This is a genomic window from Halorientalis brevis (assembly GCF_042678165.1).
GTDB lineage: Archaea > Halobacteriota > Halobacteria > Halobacteriales > Haloarculaceae > Halorientalis > Halorientalis brevis.
The window spans coordinates 240,572-261,592 of sequence record NZ_JBHUDJ010000001.1 but is presented as its reverse complement, the minus strand read 5'-3'; the positions used below and the strand labels follow the sequence as shown (position 1 = coordinate 261,592).

At 64.3% G+C, this 21,021-nt stretch carries 26 protein-coding genes; 20 read left to right on the top strand and 6 right to left on the bottom strand.

The window, feature by feature from the left end; translation table 11 throughout:
* The first annotated feature begins 1 nt into the window (after position 1).
* The 16 genes from rplX to ACFR9U_RS01315 all read left to right on the top strand — a co-directional run bounded on the left by rplX (position 2) and on the right by ACFR9U_RS01315 (position 8,964).
* Positions 2 to 364 carry a 50S ribosomal protein L24 gene (gene rplX / locus ACFR9U_RS01390; RefSeq protein ID WP_247377448.1) on the top strand — a complete coding sequence of 121 codons (363 nt, stop codon included), beginning with the start codon at positions 2 to 4 and terminating at the stop codon, positions 362 to 364.
* Positions 361 to 1,065 carry a 30S ribosomal protein S4e gene (locus tag ACFR9U_RS01385; RefSeq protein WP_247377451.1) on the top strand — a complete coding sequence of 235 codons (705 nt, stop codon included), beginning with the start codon at positions 361 to 363 and terminating at the stop codon, positions 1,063 to 1,065. The genes rplX and ACFR9U_RS01385 overlap by 4 nt, the downstream gene beginning before the upstream one ends.
* The gene (locus ACFR9U_RS01380) at positions 1,062 to 1,595 is read left to right on the top strand and encodes a 50S ribosomal protein L5 (protein ID WP_247377453.1); all 534 of its coding nucleotides are present in this window, start codon (positions 1,062 to 1,064) and stop codon (positions 1,593 to 1,595) included. The genes ACFR9U_RS01385 and ACFR9U_RS01380 overlap by 4 nt, the downstream gene beginning before the upstream one ends.
* Positions 1,592 to 1,810: a 30S ribosomal protein S14 gene (locus ACFR9U_RS01375; RefSeq protein WP_247377455.1), complete on the top strand. Its 219-nt coding sequence runs from the start codon at positions 1,592 to 1,594 to the stop codon at positions 1,808 to 1,810. The genes ACFR9U_RS01380 and ACFR9U_RS01375 overlap by 4 nt, the downstream gene beginning before the upstream one ends.
* Positions 1,807 to 2,199 (top strand): 30S ribosomal protein S8, encoded by a 393-nt coding sequence (locus tag ACFR9U_RS01370; RefSeq protein WP_247377457.1) that lies wholly within the window; start codon positions 1,807 to 1,809, stop codon positions 2,197 to 2,199. The genes ACFR9U_RS01375 and ACFR9U_RS01370 overlap by 4 nt, the downstream gene beginning before the upstream one ends.
* 2 nt (positions 2,200 to 2,201) lie before the next feature.
* On the top strand, positions 2,202 to 2,738 hold the full coding sequence (locus tag ACFR9U_RS01365) for a 50S ribosomal protein L6 (RefSeq protein WP_247377459.1): 537 nt from the start codon (positions 2,202 to 2,204) through the stop codon (positions 2,736 to 2,738).
* On the top strand, positions 2,738 to 3,454 hold the full coding sequence (locus ACFR9U_RS01360; protein ID WP_247377462.1) for a 50S ribosomal protein L32e: 717 nt from the start codon (positions 2,738 to 2,740) through the stop codon (positions 3,452 to 3,454). Before ACFR9U_RS01365 ends, ACFR9U_RS01360 begins: the two co-directional genes overlap by 1 nt.
* A complete protein-coding gene (locus tag ACFR9U_RS01355; protein ID WP_247377464.1) occupies positions 3,451 to 3,900 on the top strand; it encodes a 50S ribosomal protein L19e in 450 nt (149 codons plus the stop codon). The genes ACFR9U_RS01360 and ACFR9U_RS01355 overlap by 4 nt, the downstream gene beginning before the upstream one ends.
* A gap of 2 nt (positions 3,901 to 3,902) precedes the next feature.
* Positions 3,903 to 4,460, top strand: coding sequence for a 50S ribosomal protein L18 (locus tag ACFR9U_RS01350; protein ID WP_247377466.1), 558 nt, complete (start codon positions 3,903 to 3,905; stop codon positions 4,458 to 4,460).
* Complete coding sequence (locus ACFR9U_RS01345; protein ID WP_247377469.1) at positions 4,457 to 5,092, top strand: 30S ribosomal protein S5; 636 nt, start codon at positions 4,457 to 4,459, stop codon at positions 5,090 to 5,092. Before ACFR9U_RS01350 ends, ACFR9U_RS01345 begins: the two co-directional genes overlap by 4 nt.
* Positions 5,092 to 5,556: a 50S ribosomal protein L30 gene (gene rpmD / locus ACFR9U_RS01340; RefSeq protein WP_247377471.1), complete on the top strand. Its 465-nt coding sequence runs from the start codon at positions 5,092 to 5,094 to the stop codon at positions 5,554 to 5,556. Before ACFR9U_RS01345 ends, rpmD begins: the two co-directional genes overlap by 1 nt.
* A gap of 2 nt (positions 5,557 to 5,558) precedes the next feature.
* Positions 5,559 to 6,065 (top strand): uL15m family ribosomal protein, encoded by a 507-nt coding sequence (locus ACFR9U_RS01335; protein ID WP_247377473.1) that lies wholly within the window; start codon positions 5,559 to 5,561, stop codon positions 6,063 to 6,065.
* Between the two features lies 1 nt (position 6,066).
* Complete coding sequence (secY, locus tag ACFR9U_RS01330; protein ID WP_247377475.1) at positions 6,067 to 7,542, top strand: preprotein translocase subunit SecY; 1,476 nt, start codon at positions 6,067 to 6,069, stop codon at positions 7,540 to 7,542.
* Positions 7,543 to 7,701: 159 nt separating this feature from the next.
* A complete protein-coding gene (locus tag ACFR9U_RS01325) occupies positions 7,702 to 7,974 on the top strand; it encodes an AbrB/MazE/SpoVT family DNA-binding domain-containing protein (protein ID WP_247377477.1) in 273 nt (90 codons plus the stop codon).
* Positions 7,975 to 8,406, top strand: coding sequence for a type II toxin-antitoxin system VapC family toxin (locus ACFR9U_RS01320; protein WP_247377479.1), 432 nt, complete (start codon positions 7,975 to 7,977; stop codon positions 8,404 to 8,406).
* A gap of 198 nt (positions 8,407 to 8,604) precedes the next feature.
* Positions 8,605 to 8,964: a hypothetical protein gene (locus ACFR9U_RS01315; RefSeq protein WP_247377481.1), complete on the top strand. Its 360-nt coding sequence runs from the start codon at positions 8,605 to 8,607 to the stop codon at positions 8,962 to 8,964.
* A 65-nt stretch (positions 8,965 to 9,029) separates the two neighbouring features.
* Here ACFR9U_RS01315 and ACFR9U_RS01310 read toward each other — a convergent pair whose 3' ends face one another.
* Positions 9,030 to 11,357, bottom strand: a complete 2,328-nt coding sequence (locus ACFR9U_RS01310; RefSeq protein WP_247377483.1) for an amino acid permease — start codon at positions 11,355 to 11,357, stop codon at positions 9,030 to 9,032.
* Positions 11,354 to 11,776, bottom strand: coding sequence for a universal stress protein (locus ACFR9U_RS01305; protein ID WP_247377485.1), 423 nt, complete (start codon positions 11,774 to 11,776; stop codon positions 11,354 to 11,356). The genes ACFR9U_RS01310 and ACFR9U_RS01305 overlap by 4 nt, the downstream gene beginning before the upstream one ends.
* Positions 11,777 to 11,993: 217 nt before the next feature.
* Here ACFR9U_RS01305 and trkA point away from each other — a divergent pair, with 217 nt between their 5' ends.
* Genes trkA through ACFR9U_RS01290 form a run of 3 tightly spaced genes read left to right on the top strand, consistent with a single transcriptional unit; the run spans position 11,994 to position 17,324 of the window.
* Positions 11,994 to 13,325 (top strand): Trk system potassium transporter TrkA, encoded by a 1,332-nt coding sequence (gene trkA / locus ACFR9U_RS01300; RefSeq protein ID WP_247377487.1) that lies wholly within the window; start codon positions 11,994 to 11,996, stop codon positions 13,323 to 13,325.
* A 2-nt stretch (positions 13,326 to 13,327) separates the two neighbouring features.
* The gene (locus tag ACFR9U_RS01295) at positions 13,328 to 14,878 is read left to right on the top strand and encodes a TrkH family potassium uptake protein (RefSeq protein ID WP_247377489.1); all 1,551 of its coding nucleotides are present in this window, start codon (positions 13,328 to 13,330) and stop codon (positions 14,876 to 14,878) included.
* 58 nt (positions 14,879 to 14,936) lie between these two features.
* Entirely contained in the window at positions 14,937 to 17,324 is a 2,388-nt protein-coding gene (locus ACFR9U_RS01290) for an amino acid permease (RefSeq protein ID WP_247377491.1), read from the top strand.
* A 53-nt stretch (positions 17,325 to 17,377) separates the two neighbouring features.
* Here the strand turns inward: ACFR9U_RS01290 and ACFR9U_RS01285 are convergent, their stop codons facing one another.
* Entirely contained in the window at positions 17,378 to 19,069 is a 1,692-nt protein-coding gene (locus ACFR9U_RS01285; protein WP_247377493.1) for a potassium transporter TrkG, read from the bottom strand.
* 1 nt (position 19,070) lies between these two features.
* On the bottom strand, positions 19,071 to 19,754 hold the full coding sequence (locus ACFR9U_RS01280) for a potassium channel family protein (RefSeq protein ID WP_247377496.1): 684 nt from the start codon (positions 19,752 to 19,754) through the stop codon (positions 19,071 to 19,073).
* Between the two features lie 93 nt (positions 19,755 to 19,847).
* Between ACFR9U_RS01280 and ACFR9U_RS01275 the strand changes: the two genes are divergently transcribed.
* On the top strand, positions 19,848 to 20,075 hold the full coding sequence (locus tag ACFR9U_RS01275; RefSeq protein ID WP_247377498.1) for a DUF7860 family protein: 228 nt from the start codon (positions 19,848 to 19,850) through the stop codon (positions 20,073 to 20,075).
* On the opposite strand, the gene ACFR9U_RS01270 is transcribed toward ACFR9U_RS01275, so the two are convergent.
* Together ACFR9U_RS01270 and ACFR9U_RS01265 are read right to left on the bottom strand one after the other, a co-directional pair.
* Positions 20,076 to 20,453 (bottom strand): hypothetical protein, encoded by a 378-nt coding sequence (locus ACFR9U_RS01270; RefSeq protein WP_247377500.1) that lies wholly within the window; start codon positions 20,451 to 20,453, stop codon positions 20,076 to 20,078.
* Between the two features lie 64 nt (positions 20,454 to 20,517).
* The coding region (locus ACFR9U_RS01265) for a hypothetical protein (protein ID WP_379813618.1) at positions 20,518 to 21,021 on the bottom strand (504 nt) is incomplete at its 5' end.

The following is a 21,021-nucleotide window of genomic DNA, read 5'->3' as shown; positions in this document are numbered from 1 at the left end:
TATGACACGACAACCATCCAAACAGCGTACCCAGACCGAGCGCGCCCCGCTTCACGAGAAGCACTCGCAGGTTCGCGCGACGCTGGCCGACGACCTCCGCGAGGAGTACGGCCAGCGCAACGTGCGCGTCAACCAGGGCGACACGGTCGAGGTCATGCGCGGTGACTTCGCTGGCGAGTCCGGCGAAGTGATCGCCGTCGACCTGCGCGAGGGCGTCATCCACGTGGAAGACGTCACGCTGGAGAAAGCGGACGGCGAGGAAGTGCCGCGCCCGCTCGACTCCAGCAACCTTCGCGTGACCGACCTGAACTTAGAGGACGAGGTACGCACGGAACGACTCGAATCTGAGGAGGATAGCGCATGACGAAGCATCAGAAACGACTCTCGGTACCGAAAAGCTGGCCGGTCGAACGCAAGACCGAGACGTTCACCGTCAAAGCCGACGCCGGTCCCCACGGCGAGGCAGGGGTGCCCCTGCTCATCGTCCTCCGGGACGTGCTCGGCTACGTCGACAACCGCAAGGAGGCGCGCTACGCGCTGAACCAGGACAACGTCCTGATCAACGGGAAAGCGGTCTCCGACGAGGAGCGTCCGGTCGGAATGTTCGACATCATGGCCTTCACCGAGCGCGACGAGTACTACCGCGTGTTCCCCGGCGACGGTGGTCGGCTGGCGCTGACCGCCATCGACGCGGACGCGGCCGACTCCAAGCTCGGGAAGATCGTCAACAAACAGCACGTCACCGGTGGCGACGTGCAGCTGACGCTCCACGACGGCGAGACCCTCGTCGTCGAAGACGCCAGCGAGTACGGTGGCAACGACTCCATCGTCGTCGCCAACGAGGGCGACGAGATCGTCGCACACTTCGCCTACGAAGAGGGTGCGCTCGTCACGGCAGTCGACGGGGCACACGCGGGCGAGATCGGCACGATCGAGGAGATCCAGGTCACGCCTGGCAGTTCCTCGAACAACGTGATCGTCGAGCAGGACGACGGCGAGGGCTTCGAGACGGTCGAAGAGTACGTCGTCGTCATCGACGAGAACTTCACGGGTGATGACGAATGAGCTCCGACAGCGACGCCAGTGCTGACTTCCACGAGATGCGCGAACCGCGCATCGAGAAGGTCGTCGTCCACATGGGAATCGGCCAGGGTGGTCGCGAACTGGGGAACGCCGAGGACATCATCGAGGAGATCACCGAACAGCAGTCGGTGCGAACCACGGCCAAGGAGACGGTCGGCGAGTTCAACATCCGCCAGGGTGATCCCATCGGGACGAAGGTCACGCTCCGCGGCGACGACGCCGAGGAGTTCCTCCAGACGGCGCTCCCGCTGGTCGAACTCGACGCCAAGCAGTTCGACGACACGGGCAACTTCAGCTTCGGCGTCGAGGAACACACCGACTTCCCGAGCCAGGAGTACGACCCGAACATCGGAATCTACGGGCTGGACGTCACCGTCAACATGGTGCGTCCCGGCTATCGCGTGGCCAAGCGCGACAAGGCCTCACGGCCGATTCCGTCGAACCATCGACTCAATCCTGACGACGCAGTCGCGTTCGTCGAGTCGACCTTCGACGTGGAGGTGAACGAATGAGCGAAAGTGAACGAGAAGACGCCGACGCCGAGGCAGCCACCGAGGAGGCCGAGCGTGACCCGACCGGAGAGCAGACGGCAAAGCGAACGGAGCAGCTCCGTTCCTGCCAGCGCTGCGGGCGCGAGCAGGGGCTTGTCGGCAAGTACGACATCTTCCTCTGCCGGCAGTGCTTCCGAGAGATTGCACGCGGCATGGGCTTCAAGAAGTACTCATGACAGGGAACGATCCACTGGCCAACGCACTGTCGGGGCTTAACAACGCCGAGAGTGTCGGGCATCTGGAACAGACGGTACAGCCCGCCTCGAACGAGATCGGTAGCGTGCTCGAGGTCTTCTACGACCGCGGGTACATCGACGGCTTCAGCTTCGTCGACGACGGCAAAGCTGGCAAGTTCGAGGTCGAACTGAAAGGAGCGATCAACGAATGTGGTCCGGTCAAGCCCCGCTACAGTGCGGGCGCAGACGAGTTCGAGCAGTGGGAGAAGCGGTTCCTCCCGGCCCGTGACTACGGGACGCTCGTCGTGACCACCAGCCACGGAATCATGAGCCACTACGAGGCCCGCGAGGAGGGCGTCGGTGGCCAGGTGATCGCGTACGTGTACTAACAATGAACCGAGTAGAACTCGACATTCCGGAGGACGTGACAGCCGAAATGGACCATCTCGACCTGTCGGTCGAGGGTCCCAACGGAACGGTTACGCGCCGCCTCTGGTATCCGGACATCGACGTGTCCGTCGCGGACGGGCAGGTCGTCATCGAGAGCGAAGAGACAGACGCCAAAACGAACTCGACCATCGGCACCTTCGAGAGCCACGTCAGGAACATGTTCCACGGCGTGACGGACGGTTGGGAGTACGAGATGGAAGTCTTCTACTCTCACTTCCCGATGAAGGTGCGCGTCGAGGACGGCGACGTCGTCATCGAGAACTTCCTGGGTGAGAAAGCGCCCCGGCGGACCACAATCCACGGGGACACCGAGGTCGACGTCGACGGCGAGGAGATCACCCTGACGGGCTCGGACATCGAGGCCGTCGGGCAGACTGCCGCCGACATCGAACAGCTCACCCGCGTCACGGACAAGGACATCCGGGTGTTCCAGGACGGCGTCTACATCACGCAGAAACCGAACCGAGGTGAGGCCTGATGGCAGACGAAGAACAAGAATTCGAGGACCTGACGGACATCAGCGGTGTCGGTGACTCCAAGGCAGACTCGCTGCGCGAGGCCGGCTACGAGACGGTCGACGACGTGCGCGGTGCGAGCCAGGACGAACTGGCAGAAATCGACGGTGTCGGGAACGCACTGGCGGCCCGTATCAAAGCGGACGTCGGCGGTCTCGAGGTCCAGGAAGAAGCAGAGGCAGAGGTCGAAGAGGAAGCGCCCGAGGAGCCCGAGGCCGAGGAGGCCGAGGAAATCGAAACGGAGCTCCAGGCGCGCGGCCTGACCGAGAAGACGCCGGACCTGTCCGAGGACGAACAGCGGCTCCTCAACGCCCGCAAGGCCGAGGGGAACCCGCAGTTCAACCGCCAGGACTACCACAAGAAAAAGCGCACGCCCACGTCGTGGCGTCGACCACGCGGCGGGCTCTCGAAGCAGCGCCGCGGTGTCAAGGGCAAAGGTCCGAAGGTCGAAGCGGGCTACCGCCGACCGGAAGCCGTGCGCGGCCGTCACCCGAGCGGGTTCGAGGAAGTGCGCGTCCACAACGCGGACGACCTCGACGGCGTCGACGGTGACACGCAGGCGGTACGTATCGCCTCGAAGGTCGGCGCGCGCAAGCGCGAGACCATCGAAGAGCAGGCCGAGGAACAGGACATTCGCGTCCTGAACCCGACCTACGTCGAAGTGGAGGTCGAAGAATGACTGACCTGAGTGCACAGAAGCGACTCGCAGCGGACATCCTCGACGTCGGGAAGAACAAAGTCTGGTTCGACCCCGAGGAGCAGGGCGAAATCGCCGACGCGATCACTCGCGAGGACGTTCGCGAACTGGTCGATCAGGGTGTCATCCGATCGGAGGACGCCAAGGGCAACTCGCGCGGTCGTGCGCGAGAGCGCCAGCAGAAGCGTTCCTACGGGCACCAGAAGGGTGCCGGGACCCGCCGCGGGAAGGCGGGCGGTCGACAGAACAAGAAAGAAGACTGGCAGAGTCGCATCCGCGCCCAGCGGCGGACGCTGCGGGAGATGCGCGACGAGGGCGACCTGTCGAAATCCGAGTACCGCGAACTGTACGATCAGGCCGGCGGTGGCGAGTTCGACAGCGTCGCGGACATGCAACGCTACATCGACGAACAGTACGGAGGTAACTAATCATGGCAACAGGACCACGATACAAGGTGCCGATGCGGCGTCGCCGCGAGGCCCGGACTGATTACCATCAGAGGTTGCGCCTGCTGAAATCCGGGAAACCCCGGCTGGTCGCTCGCAAGAGCAACCAGCATACTACGGCGCAGCTGATCGTCACTGGCCCACAGGGCGACGAGACCGTTGCGAGCGCACATTCGAGCGACCTCGACGAGTTCGGCTGGGAGGCTCCCACCGGGAACATCTCGGCCGCGTATCTCACGGGGCTGCTCGCAGGCAAGCGCGCGCTCGCCGCCGGCCTCGAGGAGGCTGTGCTCGACATCGGGCTCAACACGGCGACACCGGGCAGTAAAGTATTCGCAGTACAGGAAGGCGCAATCGACGCCGGGCTCGAGATCCCCCACAACGACAGCGTGCTGGCAGACTGGGAGCGCACCAGCGGCGAGCACATCGCTGAGTACGCCGAACAGCTCGACGACGAGCTGTATTCGGGCGATTTCGACGCCACAGAGCTACCATCGCACTTCAACGACGTGCGAGAGACACTGATGGAGGCTGAACTATGAGCAACAACGGATGGGAACCGCGCACGCGGCTCGGCCGGAAGGTCCGCGACGGCGAGATCGACTCGATGGAGGAAGCGCTGAACTCCGGCCTGCCGCTGAAGGAACCGGAGGTCGTCGACCAGCTGGTCCCCGACCTCGAAGACGAAGTGCTGGACATCAACATGGTCCAGCGCATGACCGACTCCGGGCGCCGGGTGAAGTTCCGGTGCGTCGTCGTCGTGGGCAACCGCGACGGCCTCGTCGGCTACGCCGAGGGGCGTGACGACCAGGTCGGTGGTGCGATCCAGAAAGCGATCGAAGTCGGCAAACTGAACCTCATCAACGTCTCCCGCGGCTGCGGGTCCTGGGAGTGTGGCTGTGGGCGACCCCACACCGTCGCACTTCGTACGACCGGCAAAGCGGGCAGCGTCGAGGTCGAACTCCAGCCAGCCCCGCGTGGGCTCGGACTGGCGGGCGGAGAGACCGTCCGGCACGTCCTCGAACTCGCTGGGATCGAGGACATCTGGACGCGCAGTTCGGGGAACACCCGGACGACGGTCAACTTCGCGAAGGCGACGTTCAACGCACTCAAACGTACCGCCGAGGCACGCGTGCCAGAGCGGACGATGGAAAAGCGTGAGGTGATCGAGTAATGAAAGCGCTCGTTCAGCTTCGCGGTGACGTCAACATGGCACAGGACGTGCACGACACGCTGAAGATGCTCAACGTCCACGACGTGAACCACTGCACGCTGGTGCCCGATACGGACGCCTACCGCGGGATGATCACGAAGGTCAACGACTACGTCGCACACGGCGAGCCGAGCCAGGCAACGGTGGAGACGCTGCTGCGCACGCGCGCAGAGCCCCTGGAAGGCGACGCCGACGTCGACGACGAGTGGGTCGCCGAGAACACCGAGTTCGACGACATCGAGGCGCTGGCCTTCGGACTGCTTTCCGAAGAGACGACGCTGCGCGAGCAGGGACTCGCACCGGTCCTCCGGCTGCACCCGCCGCGTGGTGGACACGACGGGCTCAAACAGCCGACCCAGGCGGGTGGGCAGCTCGGCAAACACACGACCGAGGAGATCGACGAGCTCCTCACAGCGATGCGATAACAATGACGAGTAAGAAACGACGACAGCGTGGATCACGCACGCACGGTGGCGGCACGCACAAGAACCGACGTGGCGCAGGCCACCGAGGTGGCCGTGGGAACGCTGGTCGGGACAAACACGAGTTCCACAACCACGAACCGCTCGGGAAATCCGGCTTCAAGCGGCCCCAGAAGCTCCAGGAATCGGTTGCGGAGATCGACGTCCGCGAACTCGACGAGGACGCTGCGCTGCTCGCTGCGGACGGCGTCGCCGAGGAGACGGACGGCGGCTACCGCATCGACGCGCGCGACGTCGTCGAGGACGGGCACGCGGTCGACGTCGTGAAGGTCCTCGGTGGCGGCCAGGTACGTAACGAACTGGTCGTCGTCGCCGACGACTTCTCCGACAGCGCCGCGGAACTGCTCGAATCGGCCGGCGGAGAGGCGGAACTGACCGAACGCGGTGAGGAGCGCCAGGCCGAGATGGAAGCCGATACATCTACGGACGAGGAGTCAGAAGAGGCCGCGTAGCATGGGTTGGAAAGAGACCGCTGAACCGGTACTCACCCGGATGCCGTCAGTCCGTCGGCCGGAGGGACACGTCCCCTTCAAGCGCAAGCTAGCCTGGACTGCCGGTATCCTGGTGCTGTATTTCTTCCTGACGAACGTCTACCTGTACGGGCTGGGAACTGGTGGCGCCGGAGACGTCTTCGGACGCTTCCGCTCGATCCTGGCTGGCGGCAGAGGTACCATCCTGCAGCTCGGTATCGGACCGATCGTTACCGCGTCCATCGTGCTGCAGCTGCTGGGTGGCGCGGACCTGCTGGGGCTCGACACCCAGAACAATCCGCGCGATCAGATTCTGTACCAGGGCCTCCAGAAGTTCCTGGTGATCGTGATGATCTGCCTGACCGGCCTGCCGATGGTGTTTGCCGGGAACTTCCTTCCGGCGAGCCCGACGGTCGCCAACCAGCTTGGCATCGGGGCGCTCGGCGTCAAGTGGTTGATGTTCGCGCAGATCTTCGTCGGAGGGATCCTCATCCTGTTCATGGACGAGGTCGTCTCGAAGTGGGGCGTCGGCTCCGGTGTGGGTCTGTTCATCATCGCCGGCATCAGCCAGTCGCTGGTGGGCGGTCTCTTCACGGTTCCGCAGATCGGCGGTCAGACGATCGGGTTCATCCCGGCGTGGATCGCCATCGCCATGGGGGACCTCCAGATCGGGCCGCTGTTCGGCGGTGGCCTCCAGCAGGCGCTGTTCAACTCCCAGTACGGGATCATCTCGCTGTTCACGACGGTCCTCATCTTCGTGGTCGTCGTGTACGCCGAGAGCGTCCGCGTCGAGATTCCGCTCAGCAACTCGCGGGTGAAAGGTGCGCGTGGCCGCTTCCCGGTCAAGCTCATCTACGCCAGCGTCCTGCCGATGATTCTCGTCCGCGCGCTGCAGGCCAACGTCCAGTTCCTGGGACGCATCCTGAACGCCCAGATGGCGAACATGCCGGGCTGGCTCGGCGTGTACTCGAGTGGGCAGCCCGTCGGCGGGTTGTTCTACTTCCTCGCGCCGATCCAGTCACCGGGCCAGTGGATGTGGTGGCTCGGCCAGACGACGGCCGAACCCTGGATGATCGCGATTCGCGTGCTGATCGACCTGACGTTCATGGTCATCGGCGGCGCGATCTTCGCGATCTTCTGGGTCGAAACCACCGACATGGGGCCGGAGGCGACTGCCCAGCAGATTCACGGCTCTGGGATGCAGATCCCGGGCTTCCGGCAGAACCCCGGCGTGATCGAGAAGGTGCTCGAACGGTACATCCCGCAGGTCACCGTCATCGGCGGTGCGCTCGTGGGACTGCTCGCCGTCGCAGCGAACATGCTCGGGACCATCGGCAACGTCGGTGGGACCGGCCTGCTGCTGACAGTCTCGATCACCTACAAGCTCTACGAGGAGATCGCCGAAGAACAGCTCATGGAGATGCACCCCATGATGCGCCAGGTCTTCGGCTCAGATTAAATACAACTTCTCTATTTTTTTGCGGGGCATCGAACCGGTTAGCTGTGCCCATCTGACGTAGCGGATGCGGTGCCAATTATACTATAGTACCAAACTGACCATCACTGGTTGGTTGCATGTGGCGCAACATGTATTGCGCGAGGGCCTATACGTGTGAGTATGGCAACTGAGGACACTCCCGAAGAGACGAAAGTAAGTGAGCGGGGGATGGTCACGATCCCGGCGGCGCTACGTCGACGGCTCGACATCGAGGCGGGCGATAAGCTTCGCTGGGATACCGACGAGGAGGGAAATCTCTCCATTGAAATCGTTCGACAGCGCTACGGTGCGTTCGAAGACGACGATCTGAAGGCTTCGATGGGTGGCGATGGCCTCGAAACGCACGATCTCACCGGGAACGAGGATGATCCGGCGTTCCCTGAGGATGCCTGAATGGCGGTTGCCGTCCTCGATTCCAACGTTCTCATCGACTACAAGGACACGAGTTCGGATGCCCGGCACGAACAGGCGGAAGAAATCGTCTACGCCATCGATAGGGGTGACCTTCCGACCGCCCGCGTCACGAATTACGTGCTTTTGGAATCCTTGAACTGGATTCACGAGCGGCAACGCCACGATATTGCGGTCGACCTCCGCAATCGCCTCTCCGACTCAGCGGGCTTCGAGTTGGTGCATTCAGCACAGAAGGATTTCTACCGTGCCGTGGAACTTTTTGAAACCTACGATGGGTTCGCGTTCGGTGATGCAACCATCGTTGCGTACATGGAGCGAGCAGACATCGAGTATCTCTATTCGTTCGACGATGACTTCGACGTGATCGAAGACATCACCCGACTGGATACGGCGGACAACCCTTTCAGCTGAGTACGGATCATCGGAGCAATCGGGGCAATGTCGATCGACCAGCGCGGTGATTCAACGTGCTGAGCGTTCCACCGAGTGGCGTTGCGTTCGAACACCACGACCAGTACCGATGGTGCGCCAGGTCTTCGGCAGCGACTAACGCGACACACCCGTTTTCATTTCCAACCACCTGATCACGTCTCCCGCGGTCATCAGCACGTGGGCCCGACACGGCGAGCCGTGCTCACGGCTGGGGCAGTCGCCATCTCCCTCGGCGGTCGTCTGCGTGCCCCGTCGTCGGATGGGCCGCCGTACGAAACGTACGAGGTCGACGACGGGCCGGTGTACGGCCCCGGACTCGAAGCCGAGCGGCAGATCGCCTTCGACGCTGGGCTCGTCACCACCGAGGCCGACGGGGGCGCGTTCCAGTCACGACTTACGCCGACGGACAGGCAGTTCATCGACCGAATCGAGTTCCCGACGGACGCACCTCCTGCCACTGCCGACCGGGTGATCACGACGCTGCTCGTCACATGCGAACGCGACGGACGGTTCCAGCGCGGACGCACGTCGAACTGACCCCTGAACGAACGTCACGAGACCCGGTGTGGAGACCGTAGCAAACAGCGACTGCGCGCGACTGGTCACCCGATCAGCCGTTCGAGCAGCGACCGATTGCGTTTCTTCTCGGCGAGCAGCACCGAACACTCGACGTCGTCGATCACGTCGAGGACGAGCGCACCGCGGACGAGTCGCGAGAGCAGCCCTTCCTCGGTCGCGCCGATGATGAGCAGGGAGGCGTCTTCGGCGGCGGTTTCGATCGCCGTCTCGACGTCGCCGGTCTCGACGCGCAGCCGGGCGTCGCCGATACTGTGGTCGGCCGCCCACTGGCTGAGGAACGTCTCGCCTTCCGCCTGGTCGTCGGCGACGTGCAGGAGCGTGACCTCGCTGTCGAACTCGGCCTGGAGCGTCTTGGCGATGGCCGCGCTCAGGTCCGAGTCCGGACCGCCGGCCGTCGGGACGAGGATGTTCGAGGCGTCGAAGCCGCGGTCCTTCAGCACGAGGAAATCGCAGGGGAGGTCGTGTGCGAGTTCGTCGATGGCGGACTCGGCGCGGCCGGGCGACCCGTGGGCGTCGGGACCCCATCCCATGACGACGAGGTCGGCGTCGTGGGTCCGGGCGGCACTGAAGATCTCCTCGAACGAGCGGTGCGAAACGATGGTCTGGGTCTCGACCGGCACGTCGAACGTTTCGGCGTCGTCCTTGGCGGCTGCCAGCAGTTCTTCGGACTGGCCGTCGATCTCGTCGACGTGTTCGGCACCGTACGCCAGCGACGTCTGGTCGGGGACGGTGACGATGTGGGTTGCGAGGACGCTCCCGTTCCGCTCTTTGGCTACGGCACTGGCGAGCGTGATCAGTTCTTTCTCGTTTTCGGGATTCGCCAGCGGGACCATCACGCGGTACGTTCCCCCGTCGGGTTCGACGCCGCTGGCGGCTGCGACGGCCGAATCGGGCATCGTTTCGGAGCGCTCCTGGATGTACTCGCCGAGGATGCCCTGTTTCTCCGCGCGCGAGCGGGCGTACACGAAGTACCACAAGATGGCCGCGCCGACGAGTGCGAACCCGAGCTGGAGGATCGTCGCGTCGATGAAGTAGATCAGGGCAAACGAGGAAATCGCGCCCAGAATGGGGGTGATCGGGTACAGGGGCACCCGGTAGTCTGGTTCGTACTCGCTCGGATCGGCCGTCCGCATCACGATGAGTGCGATATTGAGCAGCCCGTAGATGACCAGGTGCAGGAAACTCGCCGTGCTGGACAGCGAGACGATGGCGTTCCCGCCGATGGCGTTCGCCGCCAGGATGAAAAACAGGATGAGCCCGCCGGTCACCGCGATCGATCGGTACGGCGTCGCGAATCGGGGGTGAATGTTGTTCAGCGCCGGCGTGATGAGCCTGTCGCGGCCCATGGCGAAGTTGATCCGTGAGGACGCGAGGATCGACGCGTTCGCGGAGGACGCCGTCGCCAGCAGTCCGCCGAACAGCATCGAGACGGCACCGATCGGTCCCAGAAGCTCGCTGGCGGCCGAAACGACGACGATGTTCCCGGCAGCCTGTTCAGCCGCGATAAAGCCCTGCTCGACGGCGGCACTCATCGCGACCAGCACGAGCGCGTAGATGGCAGTCACGAGGACGACGCTCCCGATGACCGCCCGGGGAAGGTTCTTCCCGGGGTTTTTGATCTCCTCGGCGACGCTCGTGATCTGGACGAAGCCGAGATACGAGACGAAGATGATCCCGGTCGTCACCATCATCGGCCCGTACCCCTTGGCCGTCGGCAGGTTCGCCGGATCGGCCCGGAGCGCGCCGGCGATGGTGAAGACGGTCAGGATCGCCACCAGGATGACGACGATGACGTTCTGGAGCCGGCCGGTCTCTTTCGCGCCGACGTAGTTGACGGTGATGAAGAACGCACCACCGACGAGGGCCAGCAGCGTCACTGCGTCCATCGCGATGGGGCCGAGGCCGATCGTCTCACCGATGCTCACGATGGTGGCGCCGAGGCCGACCTGCTCTCCGAGGCCGACGACGACAGCGCCGAACCTGATCGTGTCGCCGAGACCGACGATGTCCTGGATGTACTCGCCGAAGCCGACCATGTAGAATGCCGAAGCGAAGGCCAGCCCGAGCCAGTTCGCCCAGCCGGCGATCGAGCCGAACAGGGGGCCGAGCGCGTGGTTGACGTAGTAGTAGGCGCCGCCGGATTTCGGCATGGCGGTCCCGAGTTCGCTGGCCGACAGCGCGGTCAACAGCGCAATCCCGCCGCCGATGAGGAAGGCGATGATGGCGAACGAGCCGGATTTCTGGATGGCGTCGCCGGGCAGCACGAAGATTCCGGCACCGATCATCGTCCCGACGCCGATGGTCAGCGCCGCGAGCGGGCCCAGGTCCTTGGCGAGTTCCTCGTCGCTCATTCCGTATCACCGTCGGGCAGGACGACGACCGGTCGGTCTCGCTTGGTGATGAGGTCGAGTGCGACGTCGCCAGTCAGCAGACGCATCCATCGACTGCCGCCCCGCGGCGTGAAGACGACACTCGTCGCGTTCTCCTCGTCGGCGGCCGCGAAGATCGTCTCGGCCACGTCGGTCCCGTAGTCGATGCGGGTGTCGACGTCGACGGCGTCGTCTAACTCCTCGTGGACGATCTCGAAGATACGTTCGGCTTCCTCCTCGCGTTGCTCGACGGAGGCCTTGTCCGGTGCTCCGCCAGCCTTCTCGACGACGTGGACGGCGACGACGTGCTCGCCGACGTACGGGGCGAGTGCGCGGGCAGTGGAACGGGCGTCGTCGCGGCTGGCGACGGGGAGCAGCACGCGCTCGAACAGGTCAGACATGTGTAGAGACGTATCCGTGTCCGGTCGCTTCGGCCAGTGTTCCGAATCCAGCGACGGCGTGACGATTCATATCCGTCGGTGAGTCCGGACTGAACTTAAGTTCTCGTACATGTCTTCACACAGGTCTGGGTGCAATCGCCGGTCCGCCCGAAGGGAAATTCACTTACCCACCCCGACAGAACCACCGCGATATGAATCCTGTGCCGGGTGATCGTCCGTGCGCGTAATTATCGTCGGTGCAGGCCAGGTCGGGTCGACCATCGCGGCGAGTCTTGCCGACAGTCACGAAGTCGTGGTCGTCGACATCGATCCCGACCGCGTGGAATCGCTGACCTACGCGATCGACGTCCTCGCCGTCGAAGGCGACGGTGCTTCCGTGGATACGCTCAAAGAAGCGGGCATTGAGAAGGCGGACCTGCTCATCGCCAGTACTGACGACGACGAGACGAACATCGTCACCTGCGGGACGGCAAAGACCGTCGGTGATGCCTTTACGATCGCCCGCGTCAAGAGTACGAAGTTCCTGAACACGTGGCAACAGGCCGAAGGTGCCTTCGGCGTCGACCACATGGTCGGCACGAACCTCCTGACCGCGCAGACGGTCGTTCGCGTCATCGGACTCCCGGCCGCCCGAGACGCCGATACGTTCGCGCAGGGAGTCGTCCAGATGGCCGAGTTCACCATCGCGCCCGACAGCCCGGTCGCCAACCAGACGGTGCAAGAGGCTGATCGGTTCGAATCGCTGACGTTCGCGGCCCTGCTCGGCGACGACGAAGTCGTCATCCCTCGCGGTGAGACGGTCATCGAACCGAACAGTGAGGTCGTCGTCATCGGGAGTCCCGAGAGCGTCCGTCAGTTCGGCACTGCTGTCGCGCCTGATGCGGAGGCCGTTACCGACGTGCTCATCGACGGCGGTAGTGACATCGGCTATCACATCGCCCGCCTGCTCGAAGACCAGGGGCTCAAGCCACGCTTGATCGAACAGGACCCGAAACGGGCACGGGAACTCGCCGAGCAGCTCCCGGGGACGACCGTCATGGAGAGCGATGCGACCGACCGTGAGTTCCTCGAACGCGAGCACGTCGACGACGTGGACGTGGTCGTCTCCGCACTGGACAACGACGAAAAGAGCCTGTTGTCCGGACTGCTGGCGAAGCGACTCGGGGCGAACCGCGCAATTTCGGTGGTCGACAACGGTGCGTACGTCGATCTGTTCGAGGAGGTCGGCGTCGACGTCGCGGTCAACCCGCGCGAGGCGACGGCAGAGGAGATCACGCGGTTCACTCGCGAACAGCACGCCGAGAACGTCGCACTCATCGAGTCCGATCGCGCCGAGGTCATGGAGATCGAAGTCGACGGCGAGAGCGTCCTCTCGGGGAAACCGATCCGTGAGTCCGTCGGCGACCTCCCCGACGGCGTCGTGATCGGCGCGATTACGCGGAACGGTGAATTCGTGAAACCACGCGGTGACACTGTCATCGAGGTCGACGACCACGTCGTCGTGTTCGTCGACGCCGACGCGATCGAGGAGGCGACGCCGAAACTGTGACGATGCATCTCCGTGTCGACTGGCGGGCGGCGACGAGTCTCGTCGGCACCGTCATCAAGTACCTCTCGGTCGCACTCCTCCTCCCGCTCGTCACGGCACTCGTTTACCGGGAAGGAGTCGTCGCCTTCGGCATCTCCATCGGGGCCGTCGTCGTGATCGGATACTTCCTCGAACGGCTTGACCCCGACCCCGACCTGGGCGCCCGCGAGGGCTTCCTCATGGTTGCGCTCACGTGGCTGCTCGTGCCGATCATCGCGACGCTTCCGTACCTGCTGTCGGGGTACCTCGGTGAGGACCCCTCGACCCTTAGCTATCCGGTCAACGCGCTGTTCGAGACGATGTCCGGGTTCACGACCACCGGCGCGACCGTCATGGGCGACATCTCGCTGGAGCGCCACTCCCACGCCTTGTTGCTGTGGCGGCAACTCACTCAGTGGCTCGGCGGCATGGGAATCGTCGTTCTCGCCGTCGCCATTCTGCCGGAACTCTCGGTCGGTGGCGCACAGCTCATGGACGCGGAAGCGCCGGGTCCGGGCATCGAGAAGCTGACGCCCCGGATCGCCGAGACGGCGCGGGCGCTCTGGCTTGCGTATGCTGGGTTCACCGTCCTGCAGTTCCTGCTCCTGTACGGTCTCCACCTCGCGGGACTGGCCCCGAACATGGGACTGTACAACGCCATCGCACACCCGTTCACGACGATGCCGACCGGGGGGTTCTCCCCGGAGGCCCGGAGTATCGAGGCGTTCTCGGCGGCCGTTCAGTGGGTCATCATCCCGTTTATGATCGTCGCAGGGACGAACTTCGCGCTGTTCTGGCGAGCGCTCACCGGCGAGCCCGGCGTGCTGTTCGAGGACAGCGAGTTCCGGTTCTACCTGGGCATCATGGGTTCGCTGAGTGCCGTCGGCGCCGTCCTGTTGTTCACCGGTGCAGGACTGGCGATGGTCCCGGAGCTGATCCCGCCGATCGTCAGTGAGTGGGAGCCGGCGCTCCGGCACGCCACGTTCCAGGTCGTCTCGATCGTGACGACGACCGGCTACGCGAGCATGGACTTCAACACCTGGAGCGGCGTGACCCAGTACCTGCTGCTGTTCGGGATGTTCATCGGCGGTTCTGCCGGATCGACCGGCGGTGCCATCAAGATCGTCCGGTGGCTGGTCATCATCAAGTCCATCCGGCGGGAACTGTTCACGACGGTCCACCCGGAAGCCGTTCGACCAGTTCGGCTCGGTGGCCGTGCGCTCGACGAGCAGGCGCTCCGCGGTATCTACGTGTTCACACTGCTGTACCTGGCAATCTTCCTCGTGGCGGTGGTCATCATCCTGATCGACGCTACTCGGGTTTCTGACTTCCACCTCACGGCGTTCGACGCGATGAGTGCGGTCGCGGCGACGCTTGGGAACGTCGGGCCGGGCTTCGGCGTGGTCGGCCCGATGAACTCCTATCTCGATTTTCCTCGGACCTCGAAGCTGTTCATGGTGTTTCTGATGTGGATCGGTCGCCTGGAGATCATCCCGGTGCTAGTCTTGCTGACAAGTGCCTACTGGCGGTCCTGACACGGCTACGACGAGCTGCGGCCGACCACTTTTGCGTGTGCGTGGCGTGTGCTAGCTAATGGTCGAGCACACGCGAACACTGGGATTCAAGATCGCCTTTGCAATCGGCCTCGGAACGATGATCGCGGCGGGCATCTTTTCCCTGTCTGGCACTGCCGTGGCAGAGATCGGTAGCAGCGCCGTCATCGCGTTCGTCATCGCGGCCGTCGTCGCCGGCATCACAGCGGCCTCCTACTCCGAGTTCGCCTCGATCTACTCGGAGAACGGTGGTGGGTACCTCTTCTCGTCGCGAACCTTCGAACACGAGACGCTGGTGTACACCATCGGCGCCATGCTGTTCCTGGGGTACACCGGCACGACGGCCTTCTACCTGGCCACGATGGACGAGTGGTTCTTCCGGTTTATCGTCCCTGAGTCGCTCCACTGGCTTCCACACGGCACGACAGGTATCCTGGCCGTCCTCCTCCTCGGGTGGCTGAACGCGAGAGGCACCGAGGAGAGCGGGACCTTCCAACTGCTCGTCACGGGGGCGAAAGTGGCTGTCCTGATCGCGTTCGTCGGCGGCGCGTTCGCGTTCGAGGGGCCGACCACGGCCGTCGGGACCTTCGCCGGTGGGTTCTCCACTGACGCGGTCGGCATCGTCACCATCGCCGCGCTGGCGTTCATCACCTTCTTCGGCTTCTCGGCGATCGCCGCCAGCGCCGGCGAGATCATCGAACCCCGCAAGACCGTCCCGCGAGCCATCGCCGCCAGCATTCTCACCGTGACGGTCCTCTACGCGTTCGTCATCATCGCCATGGTGAACTCGCCGATTCCCGCGGAGATCATCGCCCAGGAAGGCGAGACGGCGATGGGTCGGGTCGCGTCGGCGTTCCTGGGACCGATCGGCCAGTCGCTCATCGTCGCCGGTGCCATCTTCAGCATGGTCAGCGCATCGAATGCGAGCATCCTCGCAGCTACGGGTATCGGGTCGCTGATGGGCCGACAGGGCCAGGCACCCCGGCCGTTCTCCCGCATCCACCGCCGCTACAACACGCCATACTGGAGCGTCACGGCGGCGACCGGCACGATCGTCGTTCTCATCCTGCTGTTCATCGGTGTGTTTCCAGCCGAGGGTGGCGGACTGGTTCCGTTCGATCTGACCGTCCCGTTCCCGCTGTTCGGCGCGCTCACGCTGACCGACCTGGGACTGACGGTGCTCACCGGGTTCGCGACGCTCAACCTCCTGCTCCCGCTGTCACTAGTCAACGTGGCACTCATTTATTCCCGGAGGCGGTATCCGGACATTGAACGGGGATTCCGGGTGCCTGGCGTCCCGTACGTTCCCGTCCTGGGCATCCTGGCCAACGTTGCGCTCATCTACAACTTGCCAGTGAAAGGCGTCATCGTGGGTCTGGTAGTCAACGCCGTCGTCCTCCTCGGATATCTGGTCTGGGGCGGCGCGCCGAACGTAGACGAACTGTTCGAGGAAGTCGTGGCACCGTCACAGCCGGGTGCCGGCCGGGAGACCCAACCGACGGGAGCCGAGCCGGAAACCGAAGATCGCTATCGGATTCTCGTTGCCGTTGCTCGACCGGAGCGTGCCCAACACTATACTCAACTGGCCGCCCTCCTGGGGAATTTGCAGGCCGACGACCCGATCGTACAGGTCTTGAACGTGACGCGGGTTCCCGAACAAACGCCCTTCGAGGCGGTGACGGAGACCGCCGTGGGGCGCACTCGTCGGATTGAAGAACTGCTCGCCGACGTCGACGTCGACGCCGAGTACACAGTGGAAGGCCACACCTGCCAGGACGTCGCGTTCGACATCGTCCAGACTGCTCGAAACACCGACGCCGACCAGATTCTGATGGGGTATCCCGAAGAACACACCGACGTCGCAGAGCAAGTCGAGTACAAAACACCGTGTCCCGTCATGTTTGTCGACGGGTTCACCGACCCGACAAACATCGACGTCGTCAACGTCGGTGCCGGCGGCGGTCCGCATCATCAGGCTGCCCTCCCACTCGTCGAGCGTCTCGGCCTGAGTGGCGTCGAAATAAACGTCATTAACGTCACGCCCCAGGGTGGCGGGGGACGAGCGGAGACGTCGGACGAGACGCTGGCTGCACTGTCCGACGCACCAACGGTCAACGTTCAGAACGTCACTGCGACGACCGTCGCGCAGGGACTGGTCGATACTGCCGTCGAAAACGGTGGGATTCTCCTCATCGGTGCCACACGGACGCGGCGACTCCGCAAGTGGGTATTCGGCAGCACGCCTGATCGCGTGATCGATCTGGCCGATGGGGCCGGTGTCCCAGTAATCGTCTTCGCCGGACCGCGCGGTGTTCACGGTCCTGTCGAGGACTACGTGTATCCCATCTATCGGTCTCTCACCGGCCGGTCGCGTACGACTGACGATTCTGAGGAGCCGACGACTGCCATCCCAGAGGCCGAACAGTAGTTCCGCTTCGGCGGGCTTCTCCGACGCTCAGGTCTCGCTTGGAGACACTCGGATCAGGGTTCCAGCCCGTAGATCGCTGACCGAACGAAGACGAGCACCGGAATGATCTCCAGGCGACCGATCCACATGTTGAGCGTGAACATCGCTTCGGCGAGCGGGTGCATCGTCGGGCCGGTGATGCCCGAGGAGAGGCCGACGTTGCCCTGGGCGCTGGCGACCTCGAACAGCGCGTCGGCGTAGCCGAAGCCTGGCGCGACGTTGGCAAGCACGATACTGCTCGCGATGAGGAGGAGTATCCACAGAATCGTGACGATCGCCGCTTCGCTGAACTCCCGTTCCATCTCCTCGCGGTCGAGCGTGCGGTCCCCGAGGCGGGCGGTGATGACGGCGTTCTTCGGCAGGAACACGCGCGAGAACTGCCAGATGATCCCCCGGGCGATGGTGTACCCGCGGATGATCTTGATGCCGCCGACGGTCGACCCAGCGGCACCGCCGAGCGTCATCGCACCGACGAGCATCACTTTGCCGCCAGCGACCCAGCGACCGATCGGTGCCGACTGGAAGCCAGTACACGAGAGGGCGCTCACCCACTGGAACGTCGAGTCCCGGACCGCGTCGCTCTCCTGGGGACCCAGCACCTGAACCGACTGCGGGAGGAACGACTGGGTCGCGAAGGCGTCGCTGGCGACCGGGACTGACAGCGCGTTCTGGAGCGAGAGGCCGACGACGCCGAGCGCGAGCAGGACGAACAGCCACCGCGTCTGGAGGTCTTCGCGGAGTTCAGCGAACTGTCTGTCGTGAACGAGGAGGTAGTGAACGGGAAACGCGATGGCTCCCAGAATCATGATCGGGAGCAGAACCGTCTCGACCAGCGGCGAGTTGTAGGTCGCGATGGAGTTGTCCGTGACCGAGAACCCGCCCGTGGTCAGGCCGGTCATGGCGTGGTTGAGCGCCTGCCAGGCGGCCTCCCACAGCGGGAGCGACTGGGCGTACGCGCTGTCGCTCGCCAGGATCGCGCCGAACAGGAGCACGAACGACAATAGCGTGTACCCGACGACGAGTTTCCAGACCGTCCGCACCGTCGAGACGACGCTGGGATGGATCTTCTCCTCGCGGGCTTCGCTCCGATAGAGCGTGTAACTTCCGCTGCCCGGGCGGGAGAGGATCGAGACTGTGAGCACGATCACGCCGACGCCGCCGACCCACTGGATGAACGAGCGCCACCACTGGATCGAGCGGGGGAGCGACGGCTCGTGAATCGCCATCGTCAGGCCGCTGCCGGTCCAGCCGCTCATGCTCTCGAAGAAGGCGTGCAGCGGGTCCCGGAAGTACGCGAGACTGGACAGCGTCGTCGTGCCGCCGACTTTGATCGGTTCCCACGCGCTCGTGTCCATGCCCGCGGGGACGAACGTGTCCATGACTGCTGGCGGGGTCAGCCAGGCCGTCAGAAAGAACGGGATGGCGCCGAAGGCGGCGGTCATGAACCACCCGCCGGCGGCGATGACCATCCCGTGTTTCATCCGGGGATTCGGCGCGTCCACGAACCCGCGATTGGCCAGTCCGCCGACGGACGCGGTCGCACCCGCCGCGAGGAAAAAAGCCATCGCGGCGTAGAACTCCCGGAACCCGAGGGCGATGGCTGCCGTGATGACCATCAGCCCGGCTTCCATCAACAGGAGCTTCCCGATGTCCCGGGCGATGATCCTGAGGTCGGTCGGGAGCAGGCCGTCGTTCCGTCGCGACATGTCAGCTATGGTCCTCGGTATGGCCGAAGACGTCCGTCACGCCGGGCGTCGCTCCCGTCGCCGAGTAAACCGTTAGCAGGTCGCCGGCGTCTATCCGAACGTTCCCGCGGGGCGTTATCGGCTCGCCCCGGCCGTTGCGCTCGATGGCGACGACCAGCGTCTCGCCCCCGACGAGCCCCTCTTCGTTGGCCTCCTGGAGCGTCTTCCCGACGATAGGTGCGTTCTCCTTGACGCTGATCTCGAACACTTCCGCCTCTTCACCGATGCGCATGAAGTCGACGATGGAGGGGCGCTTGACCGCCCGATACAGGTGCTCGGCGATGAGGCTTTGGGGGTTCTCCATCGTGTTCACGCCGATCTGTCGGAACAGGCTCATGTGCTCGGGATTGTGCACGACGGAGACGACTTCCGGCACGTCCAGTTCCTGTGCGAGCAAACAGACCATGATGTTCGTCGCGTCCTGGTCGGTCGTCGAGATGAGCGCGTCTGCCCGGTCGGAACCGGCGTCTTTCAGCGTCTCTTTGACCGTCGCGTCGTCGTTGATGACGAGACAGTCGTACTGTCTCGACGCTCGTTCGGCCCGCTCGGCATCGCGTTCGATGACGACGACTTCGTTGCCGCCGGCCGTCGCGATCTCGATGAGCGGCGTCCCGATGTCACCCGCCCCGACGATGACGATATACATCTGTCGCGGTGTTGAAAACCGACCGATGAAAACCTACCGTTCTCGGCGCACCTCCCAAAAAGGTTAAACGAACGGTCGTCCCGATACCCGATAATGGCACGCACACGATCGATCGACTATCCCACGTGGACCAAGCGCAGCTTCCTGATCGGCATCTCGCTGTTCGTGGCCGGCCTGCTGGCCGACGTGATCGGGAGCACGTACTTCGGCCCGCTTCCCGGGTGGGAACACACGCTCTTCGTCGACATGGAGTTCCTCGGCATCTTCGTCGCGCTCCTGGCGCCCATCGTCTTCGGTATCGTTCTGCCCCTGCTCGAATAGCTACGGTTCGACGATCGCCAGCGCGTAGCTCTCCTCGAAGTCGTAGACGTCCAGAAACAGCCGGTCGACGAAGTCCGCGGTGTGTTTCGGGTCCGCCAGCGCGGAAATGTGTATCTCGCCAGCGGGGGCTTTCCGGGTCGCCGGCTGGGCGATCTTGAACACGTGGAAGTCCGCGAGCAGCGCGTCCAACCGGTCGCGCTCGGCGTCGCCGACCTCGACGGTGATCTCGCGGTCGACGTACTCGACGACCGGCGACTCGTCGTCGGTTTCGGCACCGAAGTACACTGCCGATTGGCTGCCCGCCCGCCGATGAGCCGTGATGGCTTCGGCTAACTTCGCCCGACGTGTGGCGGCGTCTTCGCGCTCCGGACCTGCCATACCGGTACCTTCTCCGTCGACGGGCAAAAGCGCGATGCCACGCTCCTGTCTGCTTCCCGGGGTACTATAGGAGATACCACGCCAGCAGGACCAGGACGAGCACTTTCTTGACAAGGATGACGCCGATGATCGTCTGCTGTGTCGTCGCCGTCCGGAGCGCGCGGATGGCGCGGCGCGGCAGGTTCGGCAGTCGCGCGAGTTCCCGCGCCAGCAGGCGCAGTTCGGTCCTGAACGTCTCGGCCGCCGAGCCACTCCCCTCGACGTGGGCGGCGTGCGCCGACGGCACCCACTCGCCGCCGGTGTAGGTGACCTCGACGGTCTCGCCCTCGAGGAACTCGACCTGCTCGAACGCGAACCCTGCGGACTCGGCGAGCGATTCGAGCTGGAGGACGTCCCGGTCGTCGTTCAGCTCGTAGCGAAACCGGACCGCCTCGGCACGCCAGTCGAACCGGGCCGTGAGGACCACCGTCCGGGTCCCGACGGCGACGTCCGTCACCTGCGCCAGCTCCGTGTTCCCCTGTCGCTGGCGCTTTTTCGTCGTCAGGTGTTCGTACTCGCTGACGGGTTC

Excerpts from the sequence above, each read along its gene's own strand:
- rplX (WP_247377448.1), top strand. The coding sequence starts at position 2 with ATGACACGACAACCATCCAAACAGCGTACCCAGACCGAGCGCGCCCCG.
- ACFR9U_RS01385 (WP_247377451.1), top strand. The coding sequence starts at position 361 with ATGACGAAGCATCAGAAACGACTCTCGGTACCGAAAAGCTGGCCGGTC.
- ACFR9U_RS01380 (WP_247377453.1), top strand. The coding sequence starts at position 1,062 with ATGAGCTCCGACAGCGACGCCAGTGCTGACTTCCACGAGATGCGCGAA.
- ACFR9U_RS01375 (WP_247377455.1), top strand. The coding sequence starts at position 1,592 with ATGAGCGAAAGTGAACGAGAAGACGCCGACGCCGAGGCAGCCACCGAG.
- ACFR9U_RS01370 (WP_247377457.1), top strand. The coding sequence starts at position 1,807 with ATGACAGGGAACGATCCACTGGCCAACGCACTGTCGGGGCTTAACAAC.
- ACFR9U_RS01365 (WP_247377459.1), top strand. The coding sequence starts at position 2,202 with ATGAACCGAGTAGAACTCGACATTCCGGAGGACGTGACAGCCGAAATG.
- ACFR9U_RS01360 (WP_247377462.1), top strand. The coding sequence starts at position 2,738 with ATGGCAGACGAAGAACAAGAATTCGAGGACCTGACGGACATCAGCGGT.
- ACFR9U_RS01355 (WP_247377464.1), top strand. The coding sequence starts at position 3,451 with ATGACTGACCTGAGTGCACAGAAGCGACTCGCAGCGGACATCCTCGAC.
- ACFR9U_RS01350 (WP_247377466.1), top strand. The coding sequence starts at position 3,903 with ATGGCAACAGGACCACGATACAAGGTGCCGATGCGGCGTCGCCGCGAG.
- ACFR9U_RS01345 (WP_247377469.1), top strand. The coding sequence starts at position 4,457 with ATGAGCAACAACGGATGGGAACCGCGCACGCGGCTCGGCCGGAAGGTC.
- rpmD (WP_247377471.1), top strand. The coding sequence starts at position 5,092 with ATGAAAGCGCTCGTTCAGCTTCGCGGTGACGTCAACATGGCACAGGAC.
- ACFR9U_RS01335 (WP_247377473.1), top strand. The coding sequence starts at position 5,559 with ATGACGAGTAAGAAACGACGACAGCGTGGATCACGCACGCACGGTGGC.
- secY (WP_247377475.1), top strand. The coding sequence starts at position 6,067 with ATGGGTTGGAAAGAGACCGCTGAACCGGTACTCACCCGGATGCCGTCA.
- ACFR9U_RS01325 (WP_247377477.1), top strand. The coding sequence starts at position 7,702 with ATGGCAACTGAGGACACTCCCGAAGAGACGAAAGTAAGTGAGCGGGGG.
- ACFR9U_RS01320 (WP_247377479.1), top strand. The coding sequence starts at position 7,975 with ATGGCGGTTGCCGTCCTCGATTCCAACGTTCTCATCGACTACAAGGAC.
- ACFR9U_RS01310 (WP_247377483.1), bottom strand. The coding sequence starts at position 11,357 with ATGAGCGACGAGGAACTCGCCAAGGACCTGGGCCCGCTCGCGGCGCTG.
- ACFR9U_RS01305 (WP_247377485.1), bottom strand. The coding sequence starts at position 11,776 with ATGTCTGACCTGTTCGAGCGCGTGCTGCTCCCCGTCGCCAGCCGCGAC.
- ACFR9U_RS01295 (WP_247377489.1), top strand. The coding sequence starts at position 13,328 with ATGCATCTCCGTGTCGACTGGCGGGCGGCGACGAGTCTCGTCGGCACC.
- ACFR9U_RS01290 (WP_247377491.1), top strand. The coding sequence starts at position 14,937 with ATGGTCGAGCACACGCGAACACTGGGATTCAAGATCGCCTTTGCAATC.
- ACFR9U_RS01285 (WP_247377493.1), bottom strand. The coding sequence starts at position 19,069 with ATGTCGCGACGGAACGACGGCCTGCTCCCGACCGACCTCAGGATCATC.
- ACFR9U_RS01280 (WP_247377496.1), bottom strand. The coding sequence starts at position 19,754 with ATGTATATCGTCATCGTCGGGGCGGGTGACATCGGGACGCCGCTCATC.
- ACFR9U_RS01275 (WP_247377498.1), top strand. The coding sequence starts at position 19,848 with ATGGCACGCACACGATCGATCGACTATCCCACGTGGACCAAGCGCAGC.
- ACFR9U_RS01270 (WP_247377500.1), bottom strand. The coding sequence starts at position 20,453 with ATGGCAGGTCCGGAGCGCGAAGACGCCGCCACACGTCGGGCGAAGTTA.